Annotated in this window: 12 protein-coding genes; 6 read left to right on the top strand and 6 right to left on the bottom strand. The window is 70.8% G+C overall.

What is annotated here, in order from left to right; genetic code table 11:
• A complete protein-coding gene (locus TMZ1T_RS08930; protein ID WP_004310664.1) occupies positions 1 to 2,052 on the bottom strand; it encodes a TonB-dependent receptor plug domain-containing protein in 2,052 nt (683 codons plus the stop codon).
• Between the two features lie 205 nt (positions 2,053 to 2,257).
• Here TMZ1T_RS08930 and TMZ1T_RS08925 point away from each other — a divergent pair, with 205 nt between their 5' ends.
• A complete protein-coding gene (locus TMZ1T_RS08925) occupies positions 2,258 to 2,467 on the top strand; it encodes a hypothetical protein (protein WP_004310662.1) in 210 nt (69 codons plus the stop codon).
• Between the two features lie 152 nt (positions 2,468 to 2,619).
• Here TMZ1T_RS08925 and TMZ1T_RS08920 read toward each other — a convergent pair whose 3' ends face one another.
• From TMZ1T_RS08920 to TMZ1T_RS08910, 3 genes are all read right to left on the bottom strand, one after another.
• Positions 2,620 to 3,474, bottom strand: coding sequence for a UDP-2,3-diacylglucosamine diphosphatase (locus TMZ1T_RS08920; protein ID WP_004310661.1), 855 nt, complete (start codon positions 3,472 to 3,474; stop codon positions 2,620 to 2,622).
• Between the two features lie 3 nt (positions 3,475 to 3,477).
• Positions 3,478 to 4,704 (bottom strand): glycosyltransferase family 4 protein, encoded by a 1,227-nt coding sequence (locus tag TMZ1T_RS08915; protein WP_004310660.1) that lies wholly within the window; start codon positions 4,702 to 4,704, stop codon positions 3,478 to 3,480.
• A gap of 88 nt (positions 4,705 to 4,792) precedes the next feature.
• Entirely contained in the window at positions 4,793 to 6,442 is a 1,650-nt protein-coding gene (locus TMZ1T_RS08910) for a L,D-transpeptidase family protein (RefSeq protein WP_012585193.1), read from the bottom strand.
• A 43-nt stretch (positions 6,443 to 6,485) separates the two neighbouring features.
• Here TMZ1T_RS08910 and TMZ1T_RS08905 point away from each other — a divergent pair, with 43 nt between their 5' ends.
• Positions 6,486 to 7,049, top strand: coding sequence for a YcbK family protein (locus TMZ1T_RS08905; RefSeq protein WP_012585192.1), 564 nt, complete (start codon positions 6,486 to 6,488; stop codon positions 7,047 to 7,049).
• Between the two features lie 30 nt (positions 7,050 to 7,079).
• Here the strand turns inward: TMZ1T_RS08905 and TMZ1T_RS08900 are convergent, their stop codons facing one another.
• A complete protein-coding gene (locus TMZ1T_RS08900; protein ID WP_004317751.1) occupies positions 7,080 to 7,445 on the bottom strand; it encodes a diacylglycerol kinase in 366 nt (121 codons plus the stop codon).
• A gap of 123 nt (positions 7,446 to 7,568) precedes the next feature.
• On the opposite strand from TMZ1T_RS08900, the gene TMZ1T_RS08895 reads away from it, so the two are divergent.
• Entirely contained in the window at positions 7,569 to 9,944 is a 2,376-nt protein-coding gene (locus TMZ1T_RS08895) for a serine/threonine protein kinase (RefSeq protein ID WP_012585191.1), read from the top strand.
• Positions 9,945 to 9,992: 48 nt separating this feature from the next.
• On the opposite strand, the gene TMZ1T_RS08890 is transcribed toward TMZ1T_RS08895, so the two are convergent.
• On the bottom strand, positions 9,993 to 11,171 hold the full coding sequence (locus TMZ1T_RS08890; RefSeq protein WP_004317754.1) for a PQQ-dependent sugar dehydrogenase: 1,179 nt from the start codon (positions 11,169 to 11,171) through the stop codon (positions 9,993 to 9,995).
• A gap of 163 nt (positions 11,172 to 11,334) precedes the next feature.
• On the opposite strand from TMZ1T_RS08890, the gene TMZ1T_RS08885 reads away from it, so the two are divergent.
• The 3 genes from TMZ1T_RS08885 to TMZ1T_RS08875 all read left to right on the top strand — a co-directional run bounded on the left by TMZ1T_RS08885 (position 11,335) and on the right by TMZ1T_RS08875 (position 14,737).
• Positions 11,335 to 11,691 carry a VanZ family protein gene (locus tag TMZ1T_RS08885; protein WP_012585190.1) on the top strand — a complete coding sequence of 119 codons (357 nt, stop codon included), beginning with the start codon at positions 11,335 to 11,337 and terminating at the stop codon, positions 11,689 to 11,691.
• Positions 11,692 to 11,753: 62 nt separating this feature from the next.
• Positions 11,754 to 12,632: an ATP-grasp domain-containing protein gene (locus tag TMZ1T_RS08880; protein ID WP_012585189.1), complete on the top strand. Its 879-nt coding sequence runs from the start codon at positions 11,754 to 11,756 to the stop codon at positions 12,630 to 12,632.
• 137 nt (positions 12,633 to 12,769) lie between these two features.
• On the top strand, positions 12,770 to 14,737 hold the full coding sequence (locus tag TMZ1T_RS08875) for a peptidase U32 family protein (RefSeq protein ID WP_012585188.1): 1,968 nt from the start codon (positions 12,770 to 12,772) through the stop codon (positions 14,735 to 14,737).
• Positions 14,738 to 14,751: the final 14 nt, after the last annotated feature.

The raw sequence follows: 14,751 nt of genomic DNA, 5'->3' as shown, positions 1-14,751 counted from the left end.
TCAGAAGCTCCCGTTCAGGCTGAGCGCCACGCCACGGCCGGGCGCGGCGAGTTCGTTGCCGGACACGCCCTCGGTCTGGTGCTCGTGATAGCGCTTGTCGGCGAGGTTGCTCAGCTGCACGGCCAGCCCGGCGGATTCGAAGGCGCCGAGCTTGCCGAAGCGCCAGCCGAACTCGGCGTCGGCGGTGACGAAGCCGGCGGTGGGGTTTTCGGTGCCGTTGGAGAACCGGGTCGCGATGCGGTCCTGCTCGGCGACCGCGCGCAATTGCGCGCGCCACCAGAAGCCACGTTCGGCCGCCTGGCCAAGCCCCAGGGTCAGCTCGGGCGCAGGCATCTGGAACAGCGGCTCGTCGTCCTGATGGTTCTCGCCGCGCAGCCAGGTGAAGCCCGCGTCGGCGACGAAGGCGCCGACCGGCATGCTGGCGCTGCCCTCGATGCCGTAGATCGTGACCTTGTCGAGGTTCTCGGTGAGCTTGAAGGGCAGGCCGTTCTGCGGATGCACGGCCCCGGTGACACGGCCGGCGATGTAGTCGTCGATGCGCGTATAGAAGGCGGCAAGCTGGTACCGCAGGCCGGCGCCGCCCCGCTTCAGGCCGAGTTCGAGACTGGTCGACACCTCCGGGTCGAGCTGCGGGTTGCCGACATGGAAGTAGCCGTCGCCGCGCGCCGAGTCCTCGAAGCGCTCTCGCATGTCCGCCGCGCGGTAGGCGCGGCCGAGGTTGGCGTAGGCGCTCAGGCGCTCGCTCAGCGGCTGGATCGCACCGAGCGACCACGACAGGTTGTTGTCGGCGTTCTCCAGCCCGGTGGTCTGCGTCATGCCCTTGCGTTCAGCGTCACCGGTGACGCGATCGAAACGCGCCCCAGCGACGATCCGGGTATCGCCGAGACTGAACTCATCCTGCACGAAGACGCCCGCCGACTCGATCTCGCCCTTGTCGAAAGGATCGTTGCGCAGGTTGTTGTCGAAGGCCGGCGGATTGTTGTCGATGTAGCGCTCCGGATCGCCGCGCATGCGCCAGAGGTCGGCACCCACGGTCAGCAGGTGGTCGGCGCCGAACGGGAACAGGTACTTCGCCTTCGCGCCATCGGTGACGAAGCGGACGTCGTTACGCACATAGTCGCGCTGCTTGGCCGACGAGAACGCGCGGATCTGGCGGAACACTTCCTGACGGTAGAGCTCGGCCGACAGCGTGCCCTCGCCCAGCTTCGCGTCCACGCCAAGCTCGTAGAGCTCGCGGCGCTGCTCGGGAGAATGGATGGTCGCGGTGCCGAGCGGCTTGGGGATTCCGGCGCCGGTGCGCGCCGATCCCGGATACCACACATCCTCGTCCTCATGCCGCTGCAGGTTCACCCGCAGGGTCAGGTCCTCGCTCAGCTTGTGCTTGTACTTTGCCAGCAGCGTGTCGGACTGGTAACCGGTGCGATCCTCGCGGCCGTCCGGGCTGCGGTAGTCGTCCACGTCACGCCCGGCCACGCCCAGCACCAGCGCGCCGTGCGCGCTCGAGCGCGTCAGCAGCGCGGCACCGGCGACGCCCTTGTCCACGCTGGAGAAGCGCGCGCCGACGCGCCCGCCCACCGCCTCTTCGGCGCTGAAGCCGACATCGGGCGTGATCAGGTTGACCACCCCGCCCATCGCGCCGCTGCCGTACAGCACCGAGCCCGGCCCCTTGACCACCTCGGCGCGCTCGAGCAGGCCGAGGTCGAGGAAGGAGGCGATCGCGCCCTGCGGCTGCGCCGAGTTCATGCGCACGCCGTCGACCATCACCACCACGCTTTCCTTCTTGAGCCCGCGCAGCACCGGGTTCTGCCCCCAGGCACCGTCCGACTGCGCCGCCAGGCCGGGCTTGCCGCGCAGCAGCGCGCCCGCGACCGTGCCGCCGGCCGCCGGCGCCTGCAGGATCTCGACCGCCTGCGGGGTCTCCAGGGTGTCGGCGGCGTAGCCCTTGGCGGTGACGGTCTGGGCGCCGAGCAGGGTCTCGGCATGGACGAGGCTGGAAACGGGGAAGGCGGACAGGCCGAGGACGGCCACCGCGAGCGGGCGCAGACGAAGCACGATGGAAAGCTCCAGGAAGTCGGGTTCCCGGGCTGGCTGGCGACGGCTGGCATGCCCGAACAGGAAGATCAGGGAGCGATACTATCGTAATGCGAATTGTTCGCACTTGCGTTTTATCAAATTCCGCCCGCGCGACCCGGCTTTTCGCCAGCCGCCGCTATCATGCGTACGCAAACCCTCCCCTCGATCTCTCCCGCCCCCGCCGATGAAGCTCTCTCGCCTCTACCGCCCGCAAGACCGCCGCTTCTGGCTGATGATCGTGCTCAACCTGCTTTCGGCCATCCTTGCCTGGCTCCTGCGCAGCTGGCCGCTGGTTCCGCTGGCGACCGTCGTGGTGGCGCTGTTCGCGCTCGGCAACGCCGCGCTCGGAATGTTCATCGCCTGGGATCTGCTGCGCGACGAGCGCGAGGATTGAGCCGACTGGCCGCTGGCCCCAGGCAGCGGGAAGCGGTACATCGCGGCGGCCAGTTTCGCGCCTTGCGGCGCTCCTACCGAAAACCGCCACTGTCCCTGCCGATGCAGGAGCGCCGCAAGGCGCGAATGCGGCGGCCGAGGGGCCTCGCGGGTTCAGATGTCCGGCATCAGGTAGATGCGCTCGGCACCCGCCGGAACCGGCGCCGATTGCGGTCGAACGGACGCGGGCCTCGGTGCAGGCAGCGCCGGCAGCGGAGCGAGCGCGTGCGCGCCCAGCGCGCCCCACTGCAGCACCTCGATGCGGCCGTCGTGGTGCTCGACGACGGCGCTGCAACTATCCACCCAGTCGCCGCAATTGAGGTAGCGGATGTCGCCGATGCGGCGATCCGAGGCCCAGTGGATGTGGCCGCAGATCACCCCGTCCACCCCGCGCTGCTGCGCGGCGTGGGCGACCGCATCCTCGAAGTCGAAGATGAAGCTCACCGCCTTCTTCACCTTCTGCTTGGCGTAGCCCGCGAGCGACCAGTATCCCGGCACGCCGAGCAGGCGACGCGCACGCGACAGCAGCAGGTTGATGCGCACCAGCGCGTTGTAGGCGACGTCACCCAGCAGCGCCACCCAGCGGTGGTGGCGGGTGACCTGGTCGTACTCGTCGCCGTGCACCAGCCAGTAGCGCCGGCCGTCGGCGGCGTGGTGGATCCATTCCGACTCGACGCGGATGTCGCCGAAGGCGACGCCGGCATGCTCGCGCAAGGCCTCGTCGTGGTTGCCCGGAATGAAGATCACCTGGCAGCCGTGGCGGGCGCGGCGCAGCACCTTCTGCACCACGGTGTTGTGGCTGGGCGCCCACTGCACGCTGCGCTTCATCGCCCAGAAGTCGACGATGTCGCCGAGCAGGAAAAGGTAATCCGACTCGTGCTCGCGCAGGAAGTCGAGCAGGCGCTCGGCCTGGCAGGCACGGGTGCCGAGATGGACATCGGAGAGGAAGATCGCGCGCACGCTGCTCATGGTTCAGGTCTCCTCCGGGCGGGGTTCGGACAAATCGAGGGGCCGGCCGCTGCCCGCCCGCCACACGCGCAGCAGGGCCGCGGCGAAGCGATCGTTCACCCGCTCCCAATCGATCGCCTCGGCGCTGCGGCGCGCGGCGCGCGCGAGCTCCGCGCGCAGCGCATCGGCCCCGGCCATCTGTACGGCACGCGCGATGAAGCCCTCTTCGTCGCCACAGGCCACGCTGGCACCGTTGCCGAGGTCGCGGATCACCTCGGCGGCGGCGGCGTAGTCGTAGGCCACCGGGCACACGCCGCTCGCCATCGCCTCGAGGGTGACGTTGCCGAAGGTCTCGGTGAGACTGGGGAACAGGAACAGATCGGCCGACGCATAGTGCGCGGCGAGGTCCTCGCCGTGACGCATGCCGACGAAGACGGCGTCGGGGTGGGCGCGCGCCAGCGCCGCACGCTGGGGGCCGTCGCCGACCAGGACCATGCGCGCGTCCGGGCGCAGGCGGCGGATCGCTGCGAAGGCGCGCATCGCGAGGCCGAGGTTCTTCTCCGGCGCCAGGCGGCCGACGCTGATCACCGCCAGCCCGCCCGGGGGTAGGCCCCAGGCACGGCGCAAGGCCTCGTCGCGGCGCGCCGGCGAATACAGCGCGGTGTCGACCCCGCGCGAGATCACCTCCACGCTGCGGTAACCCTGCGCCGAGAGTTGCGCCGCGAGCGCCGCGGTTGGCACGAAGGTCGCCGCGCTGCGGTTGTGGAAGCGGCGCAGGTAGGCCGCCACCGGCTGGCGCAGCCAGCCCATGCCATAGTGGCCGCTGTAGTGGTCGAAATTGGTGTGGAAGTCGGAGCTGACCGGGATGCGCAGCTTGTTGGCCGCGGTGACCGCGGTCCACCCGAGCGGCCCCTCGGTCGCCACGTGCACCAGGTCCGGGCGCTGGCGCGACCACTCGCGCACGAGACGCACCCGCGCCGGCAGCCCGAGCTTGAGGCCGTCGTAGCGCGGCAGGCGCAGGCCGCGGGCGAGCACTTCTTCCAGGCCCTCGCCGTGCGCCGCGGTCTCCCCGGGGCGCTGGCGCGGGCGGATGAGCTGTACGCCGTGGCCGCGGCGGATGAGGCCGTCGACCATCCGCCCCAGGGTCATGGCCACGCCATTGACCTCGGGCGCCCAGGTCTCGGTCACAAGCGCGATGCGCAGGCGCGGCGCGCGGCAGAGGTCTTCGGTGGTGTAGTCGAGCGTTCTCATGGCCCCGCAGACTAGGGGGGCCGCAAGACAGCGGTGTTACGCCGGCATTGCCGCGAGCTTACCGCGGCGCGTGCCGGGGGCCACAGCTTCAGCGCGCCGGCGCGGGCGCATCGAGCGCGGCCACGATCGCCGCGTCGTAGCCGTAGATGTCGTTGCGCAGCAGCACCCTGCCCGCCTCGTCGAGCGCCGCGGTGGCGTAGTGCAGCAACACCTTGACGTCGCGCCCCACGTCCACGGTGCGCGTGCGCCCGCTGTCGAGCGCCGCCTGCAGCGCCTGCGCGCTCCAGCGCCCGCTGTCGGCGAGCAGCAGCACCGCCAGCTCCTCGGGCTTCTCCACGCGCACGCAGCCCGAGCTGAGCGCACGCTCGGCGCGCTTGAACAGGGAGCGCGCGTTGGTGTCGTGCAGGTAGATCACGTAGGGGTTGGAGAGCGAGAACTTGATCCGCCCGAGCGAGCCGTCGGCACCGGACTGCTGCTCGACGCGATAGGGAAAACCGCTCTGGCGCGCCCCGCTCCAGTCGATGGTGGCGGGGTCCACCGTCTGCCCGCTGCGATCGACCACGCGCAGGCGCCGGTTGGCGAGATAGGACGGGTTGCGCGCTGCGCCCGGAATCACGTCCTCGCGCAGGATGGTGGGTGGCACCACCCACTTCGGGTTGAGCACCAGATGGGTGACGCTGTCGAGCAGCGAGGGGGTGCGCCGCTTGGGCTTGCCGACGATCACCCGCGAGGACCACACCGGCTGGCCGTCGAGCACGAGGTCGGCGTGGTAGCCGACGATGTCCACCAGCAGGCGGTCGCCCTGCAGGTCGCTCGCCACCCAGCGCAGGCGCTCGAGGTTGGCGCGGATCTGCGCCACGCGCTGCGCCGGGCTGGCGTTGAGCGCCTCCAGGGTCTGCGCCCCGAGCACGCCGTCGGCCTGCAGGCCGTGCGCGGCCTGGAAGCGCTTGACCGCCTCGACCAGAGCTTCGTCGTAGTGGGACTTGTCGCGCGCCTCGGACACGCGCTCGCCCGCGGCGGCCAGGCGCGCGCGCAACGAGGCCACGCGCGAGCTGCTTGCACCGGGCTTGAGGGTGGGCCCGGCGGCGACCTTGGGCCAGTCGCCCACGGCGAGCCGGCCTTGCTGGGCGAGCAGCTCGGCGCGCAGCGCGCGGTAGAGCGGCAGGTCCGGCGCGTACGCGTCGACCGCGGCGGCCAGATCGGGCGCCTGCAGCACGCGTGCAAGCTCGGCCGCACGCTCGTAGGGCCTGGGCGGCGGGGTGAAGTTCCACTCGCGGTAGAGCGCGCGCGGGTCGACCTTGCCATGGCGGAGCTGGAAGAGCAGCGCGGCCAGGGTGTCGGTGAGCAAGAGCTCGCGCTCGGCCGCACGCTCGGGATCGGCCGCGGGGACGGCACCGGCGCGCAGGCGGGCGGGGGCGAAATCCGCCGCATCCAGCCCATGCCCGCGTACCGCCTCGACCGCCGCGAGCAGGGCGTGCACGCGCGCAGGTTCGGTCCACACCGAGCGGTAGGCACGCGCGAGGTAGAACAGCGCGATGGGGTCGTCGGCCGTCGCGGCGCGCTCGCGCAGGCGCTGCTCGATGCGCAGCGCGAGCGCGGAGTCGCTCGCGGCCGGCTCGACCGCGACCACCGCGGCCTCGCCAGCCGCTGTCGCATGCACGCCGGACGCCATGAGGGCCAGCGCGGCGAGGGCCGCGGCAGTTACAAAACATTTGCCCAGACCGGGCTTGCTTTGCATTAGGATTCCGGCCTCAAGTACTTGTTCGGATTGCTTATTATCCATGTCTAAGATCGTCCGGAATCAGGTCGTGCCGCACCGCCGCCTGTTACTCAAGGGCCTCGCCACGCTGCCGCTGGGGCTTTCGGCCGCCGCCCAGGCCGCCCAGCGCGACCCGCAACTCGACTTCCGCCACACTCACACCGACGAGCGCCTGAGCGTCGCCTTCCGCAACCGCCAGGGTTACATCCAGCCCGCCCTGCAGCGCATCGACTGGCTCTTGCGCGACTTTCGGACCGGAGAGTCTACACGGATGGATCCGCGCCTCTATGACATGCTTCACGCATTGAGCCTCGCGTGCGGCGGAAACACCTTCGAGATCATCTCGGGCTACCGCTCGCCGACCACCAACACCATGCTGCGCAAGACACGCGGCGGCGGGGTGGCCAGGCGCAGCCTGCACATGGACGGCAAGGCGATCGACATCCGCCTGGTGGGCGTCGATACCGCCCGCCTGCGCGACGCCGCGCTCGCGCTCGGCGGCGGCGGCGTCGGCTACTACCCCGACTCCGACTTCGTGCACATCGACACCGGTCCGGTGCGCAGCTGGGGTCCGCGGTCGGCCTGATCCCGTCGCACCCGGCCCGCATCGGCCCTTTCAGAACAGCAGCAAGCCCCACACCACGGCAGCGTGGAGCAGTGCGAGCAGCACCGCCGCGCTGCCGACGTCCTTCGCGCGCTTGGCCAGCTCGTGCCGCTCCAGCGACACCCGGTCGACCGTCGCCTCCACCGCCGAGTTCAGCAATTCCACCACCAGCACCAGCAGGACGCTGCCGATCATCAGCGCGCGCTCGACCGCACCCTCGCCCAGCCACAGCGCGAGCGGAACCGCGACCAGGGTGAGCCATATTTCCTGGCGGAAGGCATCCTCGTGCCGGTAGGCTGCGCGCAGTCCGTCCATCGAATAGCGGGCCGCGTTGAAGATCCGGCGCAGACCGGTCTTGCCTTTGAAGGGACTTTCCATCCTGGCTCATCCATCCGTGCTCGAAAGGTTCGCGATCATGCCACGAAAGCGCGGCACGACCCGCGCCGTGGCGCGGCTCCGACGCTCCCGATCCGGCGCCGGCACGGCGGCGGAGGGGGTACGATGACGCGCACGATCGGCCGCTTCGAGATCCGCCGCGAACTCGGCCGCGGCGCACAGAGCGTGGTGCACCTGGCGTGGGACCCGCAGCTCGAGCGCGAGGTGGCGCTCAAGGCGCTGCACCTCGGCCCCCGCCCCGGCCACGACAACGCCTCGCTGCTCGCCGAGGCGCGCGCGGTGAGCCGGCTGCGCCACCCCGGCATCGTCCCGGTGTTCGAGGCCGGCGAGGACGGCGGCGATCCTTACCTGGTGTTCGAGTACGTGCCCGGCGAAAGCCTGGCCGCGCTGCTCGACCGGCGCGGGCCGCTGCCTGCCGGCGAGGCCGTGGAGCGCATGCTGGAGATACTCGCCGCGCTCGCCGAGGCGCACGCGCAGGGCGTGATCCATCGCGACCTCAAGCCCAGCAACGTGCTGCTCGACACCGGCGGCCATGCGCGCGTGATGGATTTCGGCATCGCCCGCCGCATCGAGGCCGCGGGGGCCAGCGAAGGCCTCTCGGGCACTCCGGGCTACATGGCGCCGGAGTACATCGAGCGCCGCGAGATCGGCCCGCGCAACGACGTCTTCGCCGCCGGCGTGCTGCTGATCGAGCTGCTCGCCGGTCGTCCGCTGGCGCGCGAGGGCGGCGTGAAGAGGGTCCTCGAGCGCACGCGCAGCACACCCGTCACCCTGCCCGCGGACGGCCCCCCGGTCGACGAGGCCCTGGCCGCGATCGCGCTGCGTGCCGCCGCGCTCGACCCGCTCGCGCGCTTTGCCGACGCCGCCGAGTTCCGCCTCGCGCTCGAAGCCTGGCGCCAGCCCGCCGAGACCGACCCGGAGGCCGGCAGCGAGGCCAGGCCGGGCGCGGTGGATTTCCTGATGCGCCGCATGAAGCACCGCGGCGACTTTCCCGCACTCTCCGAATCGGTAGTGGCGATCAACCGCATCGCGGCCAGCGAATCGGAGAGCGTGGGCACCCTGTCGGCACTGATCCTGCGCGACTTCGGCCTCACCAACAAGCTGCTGCGGGTGGTGAACTCCGCGCATTTCCGCCCCGCCGGCGGCGGGCGCATCAGCACGATCTCGCGCGCGGTGGTGGTGCTCGGCTTCGATGCGGTGCGCAACATCGCGATCACCGTGCTGCTCTTCGAGCACCTGCAGAACAAGTCCAACGCCAGCCAACTGCAGGAGGAGTTCCTGCGCGCCTGCCTGGCGGGCCTGTTCGCGCGCGAACTCGCCCGGCGCCTGCGCCTGCGCGACGGTGAGCAGAGCTACATCTGCGCGGTGTTCCACAATCTGGGCAGGCTGCTGTGCCAGTTCTACTTCCCGGAGGAGAGCGAGGACATCCGCCGCGTCGTGCAGCAGCACGGCTGCAGCGAGGAGAGCGCGGCGCAGCGCGTGCTCGGCGCCGGCTACGAGGAACTCGGCATCGCGCTCGCGCGCGCCTGGGGCTTCCCCGAGCTGATCCAGAACAGCATGCGCACCCTGCCCGAGGGCCCGGTCCATGCGCCGCGCAGTGCCGACGAGCGCCTGCAGAGCCTGGCCGCCTGCGCCAACGCGTGTTGCGATGCGGTGTCGCGCCTCGCCCCCGCGGAGCGCGAGCGTGCGCTGGCCGACATCGCCGCGCGCTTCGACGAGGCCGTGCCGGTGCCTGCGCGCGAGGCGCGCGAGCACCTGCGCAGCGCGGTCGACGAGATCGGCGAATTCGCCCGCGTGGTCAAGGTAAGCCTCGCGCAGACGCGCTTCGGGCGCAACCTGCGTCACTTCATCGACGGCAGCACGCCGGCGGAGGGCGCACGGGTCGACGCCACGCTGATGCCCGCCTCCGCGCTGCTCGAGCAGTCGCTGCCCGCCGAGGGCGGTGCGGAAGGCCAGCGCGCCGCCGACCCGCAGGCCGTGCTGAGCGCAGGCATCCAGGACATCAGCAACAGCTTGGTCGAGGATTTCCGCCTCAACGACGTGCTGCGCATCATCCTCGAGACCATGTACCGCGCGATGGGCTTCAAGCGCGTGCTGCTGTGCGTGCGCGACGCGCGCAGCAACGCCATGTGCGGGCGCTTCGGCTTCGGCCCCGAGGTAGGCGAGCTCGCCAAGCAGCTGCGCTTCAGCCTCTCGGCCCAGCCCGACAACGTCTTCAACGTGGCCACCGCACGCGGCGTGGACGTGCTGATCAGCGACGTGGACGACCCCAAGATCGCCGCCCGCGTGCCGGCGTGGTACCGCAGGTCGGTGGCGGCGCGCACCTTCGTGCTCTTTCCACTCACGATCAAGGGCCGCCCGGTGGCGATGATCTACGCCGACAAGGATCGCGCCGGAGAGCTGCGCATCAGCGAGCAGGAGCTCGCCATGCTGCGCACCCTGCGCAACCAGGCGGTGCTGGCGATCAAGCAGGCGGGCTAAGGTGAATCGCCCCCGCGAGGCTTCCGGGGACGAGCACGCGAGCCCCGCTCACTGCGGATCGATCCGCAGCACCCGCCCGGCGCTCTCGTCGAGCAGCCACAGGCGGCCGTCCGGCCCCTGGCGCACGTCGCGGATCCGCCCCAGGCCTTCGAGCAGGCGCTCCTCGCGCACCACGCGCTCGCCATCGAGCACCAGGCGGGCGAGCAGCTGGAACTTGAGCGCGCCGACGAAGAGGTTGCCCTGCCACTGCGGGAAGGCATCGCCGGTATAAAAGGCCATGCCCGAGGGGGCGATCGAGGGTGTCCATTGCAGCACCGGCGCCGCCACGTCTTCGCGCTCGCTGCCGGCGCCGATCTTGCGACCGGTGACGTATTCGCGGCCGTAGGTGATCTCCGGCCAGCCGTAATTGCGCCCGCCCAGGGTGCGGTTGATCTCGTCGCCGCCCTGCGGGCCGTGCTCGTGGGTCCACAGCTCGCCGGTGCGCGGGTGCAAGGCCGCACCCTGCACGTTGCGGTGGCCCCAGGACCAGATCTCGCCGCGCACGCCTGCACGCCCCACGAGCGGGTTGTCGGCGGGCACGCCGCCGTCGGGATCGATGCGCACCACCTTGCCGAGATGGCTGTCGAGCGCCTGCGCGCGCTCGCGGTGGTGGAACCGATCGCCCAGGGTCACGAACAGGCGGCCGTCGCGCCCGAACACCAGGCGCGAGCCCCAGTGGTGATTGCCCGCGGGATCCTCGTCCTGCGCGAAGATGCGGCGCACGTCCTCGAGGCGCAGGCCGTCGACGTCGAGCCGCGCGCGCGCCACGGCGGTGCGCGCTCCCCGCGCGGTCGGCTCGGCGTAGGAGAACACGATCAGGCGGTCACGGTCGAAGTCGGGCGCGAGCGCAACGTCGAGCAGGCCGCCCTGCCCGCGCGCATGGACCTCGGGCACGCCGGCGATGGGTTCCGACACCCGCCCTGCCGTATCGACGATGCGCATCCGCCCCGGGCGCTCGGTCACCAGCATGCGACCGTCGGGGAGGAAGGCGAGCGCCCACGGACTCTCCAAACCGCGCGCGACCTCGGTCACGCGCAGCGGCCCCGTCTCGCTCGGATACACCATGCCGGTCGCGCCCGCGAGCGGGGCGTGCATGCTGCCGGCGGCGAGCATGCCGGCGAGCAGCGCGACGCGCAGCGCTGCGCGCGTGCGCGAGCTCGAAAGTTCGCGAACTTTGCCATCCTGCATCGGGTCATCTCCCCAGGTTATTGCGCGCCGCACCACGCGCCGCGCATTTGCCGCTAAGCTCCGCCAGCCATCGACGCACGACACCGAACCGCCGCCACCTTCCCAGCGCTGCTGCGCGCGCCGCACCACCGACAGGCAGCCAACCGCTTTTTTCGGACCACAGATGCCCACATCCGTTCGCACGCTGCTGCGCGCGCTCTTCATCGCCGCCCTCGGTGGCGCCTTCTGGCTCGCGCTGATGCCGATCGAGCCGGTGATCAAGCTGTTCTCCTGGCAGGACAAGGTCGAGCACGCCCTGCTCTTCGCCGGCCTCGCGATCCTCGGCGTCGCCGCCTGGCCGCGACGCGTCGGCCTGCTCGCGGCCGGGCTGCTGGCCTACGGCGCGGCGATGGAGGTGGCGCAGTCGACCACCGCCTACCGCGTCGGCGATCCGCTCGACTGGCTCGCCGACGCGGTCGGGCTGCTGGTCTTGCTGCCCTTCCTCCGCAACCGGAAAACGAACACGGCGAACGCCCGGTAAACTCCCTGCCGGCACGCGGGCCCATGCGGTCCGCGCTCGACACCTCCCGAACAGGCCTGCCCATGCTCCACCACCCGCGCATCGCCCTCGTCACCGGCGCCACGATGGCCAAGCCGGATCCCGAAACCCACCTGCTCGTCGACGCCCTCGCGCAGCGCGGCATCGTCGCCGAGGTGCCGCCCTGGAACAGCGAACAGGACTGGGCCGCGTACCCCCTCGTGGTGGTACGCACGCCATGGGACTACTTCCGCCACCTCGACGCTTTCCTGGCCTGGGCCGAGCGCACCAGCGCGCTCACCCATCTCGTCAACCCGGTAGCCGTGATCGCGTGGAACAGCCACAAGGGCTACCTGCGCGAACTCGCGGCCGGCGGCGTCGCCACCGTGCCCACGCTGTGGATCGAACGCGGTGACACCGCCGCCGGCGCACGGCTGACCGCGCAGGGCTGGGACGAGGTGGTGGTCAAGCCCGCGGTGTCGATCGGCGCCATCGGCGCCCTGCGCGCCAGGGCCGACGATCCCGCCTGCCGCGCGCATCTGGAGGACCTGGTCGCAGCGGGCGACGTCATGGTCCAGCCCTTCGTGCACAGCATCGCGGAGGCGGGCGAGGTGTCGATGATCTACTTCGGCGGGGTCTTTTCCCATGCCATCTGCAAACGCCCTGCCGCAGGCGACTATCGTGTGCAGGACCTGTACGGCGGCACGGTGCATGCGCACACGCCAACCGCGGCCGAGCGCAGGCTGGCCGAGGCCGTGCTCGCGCAGGCGCCCGCGGCGACCACCTATGCCCGGGTCGACCTGGTGAGCCACGAGGGTCGGCCGGCGCTGATGGAGCTGGAGGCCATCGAGCCCGAACTCTTCCTCGGCGCAACCCCGGACGCGGCCGCGAACTTCGCCGCCGAACTGGCACGCCGGCTCGAAGTGGCGCAGGCGCAAGGATAGGCGCGGGCACGGGCGCACCGGACGATCCGCCGCCAGCACCGGCGGCGCGCCTTTTTTGCGGTCGGGCGCGCCTGCCGGCGCACACCTTGTTATCATCGCGGCCTTTCCAATCAAGCGCTTGCGCACTTCAACCACCGATGAGCATCGACCGCCACACCCTCGAACTCCTCGCCCCCGCCAAGACCGCCGACTTCGGCATCGAGGCCATCGACCACGGCGCGGACGCGGTCTACATCGGCGGCCCGGCCTTCGGCGCGCGCTCCTCCGCGGACAACTCGGTGGAGGACATCGCGCGCCTCGTGCAGCACGCCCACCGCTATCACGCCGAGGTCTTCGTCGCCACCAACACCATCCTCTTCGACCACGAGATCGAGCCGGCGCGCAAGCTGATCTGGCAACTGTACGATGCCGGCGTCGACGCGCTCATCGTGCAGGACATGGGCCTGCTCGAGCTCGACCTGCCGCCGATCCAGCTCCACGCCAGCACCCAGACCGACATCCGCGACGCGAGCAAGGCGCGCTTCCTGCAGGACGTGGGCTTCTCGCAGATCGTGCTGGCGCGCGAGCTGTCGTTGAACGAGGTGAAGAAGATCGCCGCGGCCACCACCTGCCAGCTCGAATACTTCGTGCACGGCGCACTGTGCGTGGCCTTCTCCGGCCAGTGCTACATCAGCCACGCGCACACCGGGCGCAGCGCCAACCGCGGCGAGTGCTCGCAGGCCTGCCGGCTGCCCTACGACCTCAAGGACAAGGACGGCCACACCGTCGCCAGCAACCAGCACATGCTGTCGATGAAGGACAACAACCAGAGCGCCAACTTGCGCGCGCTCGCCGCCGCGGGGGTAAGCTCGTTCAAGATCGAGGGCCGCTACAAGGATCTCTCCTACGTCAAGAACATCACCGCGCACTACCGCACGCTGATCGACGAGATCCTCGAGCACCCGGACACCGACGGCGCCCGATATCGCCGCGCCTCCAGCGGACGCACCACCTTCTTCTTCACCCCGCAGGCCGACAAGACCTTCAACCGCGGCTACACGGACTACTTCACCAACGATCGCCGCCACGGCATCGAGGCGTTCGAATCGCCCAAGTTCGTCGGCGAGCCCATCGGCCGCGTGAAGAAGATCGACACCAAGGGGCGCACGTTCTTCGACGTCGAGCGCGCGGCGCCGATCCACAACGCCGACGGCCTGACCTGGTACGACCCCAAGGGCGAGCTCACCGGCCTGCGGGTGAACCGCGCCGAGGCGGACGGCGGCGGCGAAGGCATCGACCGCATCTTCCCTGCCGACCCCCTGCCGACCGACCTGGTCCCCGGCACCTCGCTGTTCCGCAACCATGACCACGAATTCGAGCGCGCGCTGGGGAAGAAGTCGGCCGAGCGCCGCATCCGTGTCGATGCACGTTTCGCCGCCACCCACGACGGCTTCGCGCTGACCCTGACCGACGAGGACGGCGTCGCCGTCACCGCGACGCTTGCCGCCGCCTTCGAGCCGGCACAGAACGCCGAGCGTGCACTCGCCACCCTGCGCGAGCACCTCGGCAAGCTGGGCAACACGATCTTCAGCGCAGGCGAGCTCGTGCTCGACCTGCCCGCCGCGCCCTTCCTGCCCGCCGGACAGCTCAATGCGCTGCGCCGCGATGCCGTGGAGCGGCTCGAGGCCGGCCGCCTCGCGGCCCACGCCCGCCCGCTGCGGGCCGCGCCGGTCGAGCCGCCGGTGCCCTACCCGCAGGACGCGCTGAGCTACCTCGCCAACGTGTCGAACGACAAGGCGCGCGCCTTTTACGCCCGCCACGGCGTCAAGCTGATCGACGCCGCATACGAGGCCAACGAGGAGCGCGACGACGTCTCGCTGATGATCACCAAGCACTGCCTGCGCTACAGCTTCAATCTGTGTCCGAAGGAGGTCAAGGGCATCCGCCCCGACCCGATGCAGTTGGTCAATGGCGACGAGACGCTGACGCTGAAGTTCGACTGCAAGCGCTGCGAGATGCACGTCATCGGCGCGCTGCGTCCCCACGTGGCGAAGATGCGCGACACCGTGGTGGCGCACAAGGTGAGCTTCGTACCCCAGCGCAAGACCAACGCCTCCGTGCGCTGACCCCCGCCGTCCCG

The organism is Thauera aminoaromatica, assembly GCF_000021765.1.
Taxonomy (GTDB): Bacteria; Pseudomonadota; Gammaproteobacteria; order Burkholderiales; family Rhodocyclaceae; genus Thauera; species Thauera aminoaromatica.
The sequence above is the reverse complement of the archived record's forward strand: the minus strand, read 5'-3'. Positions and strand labels throughout refer to the sequence as shown.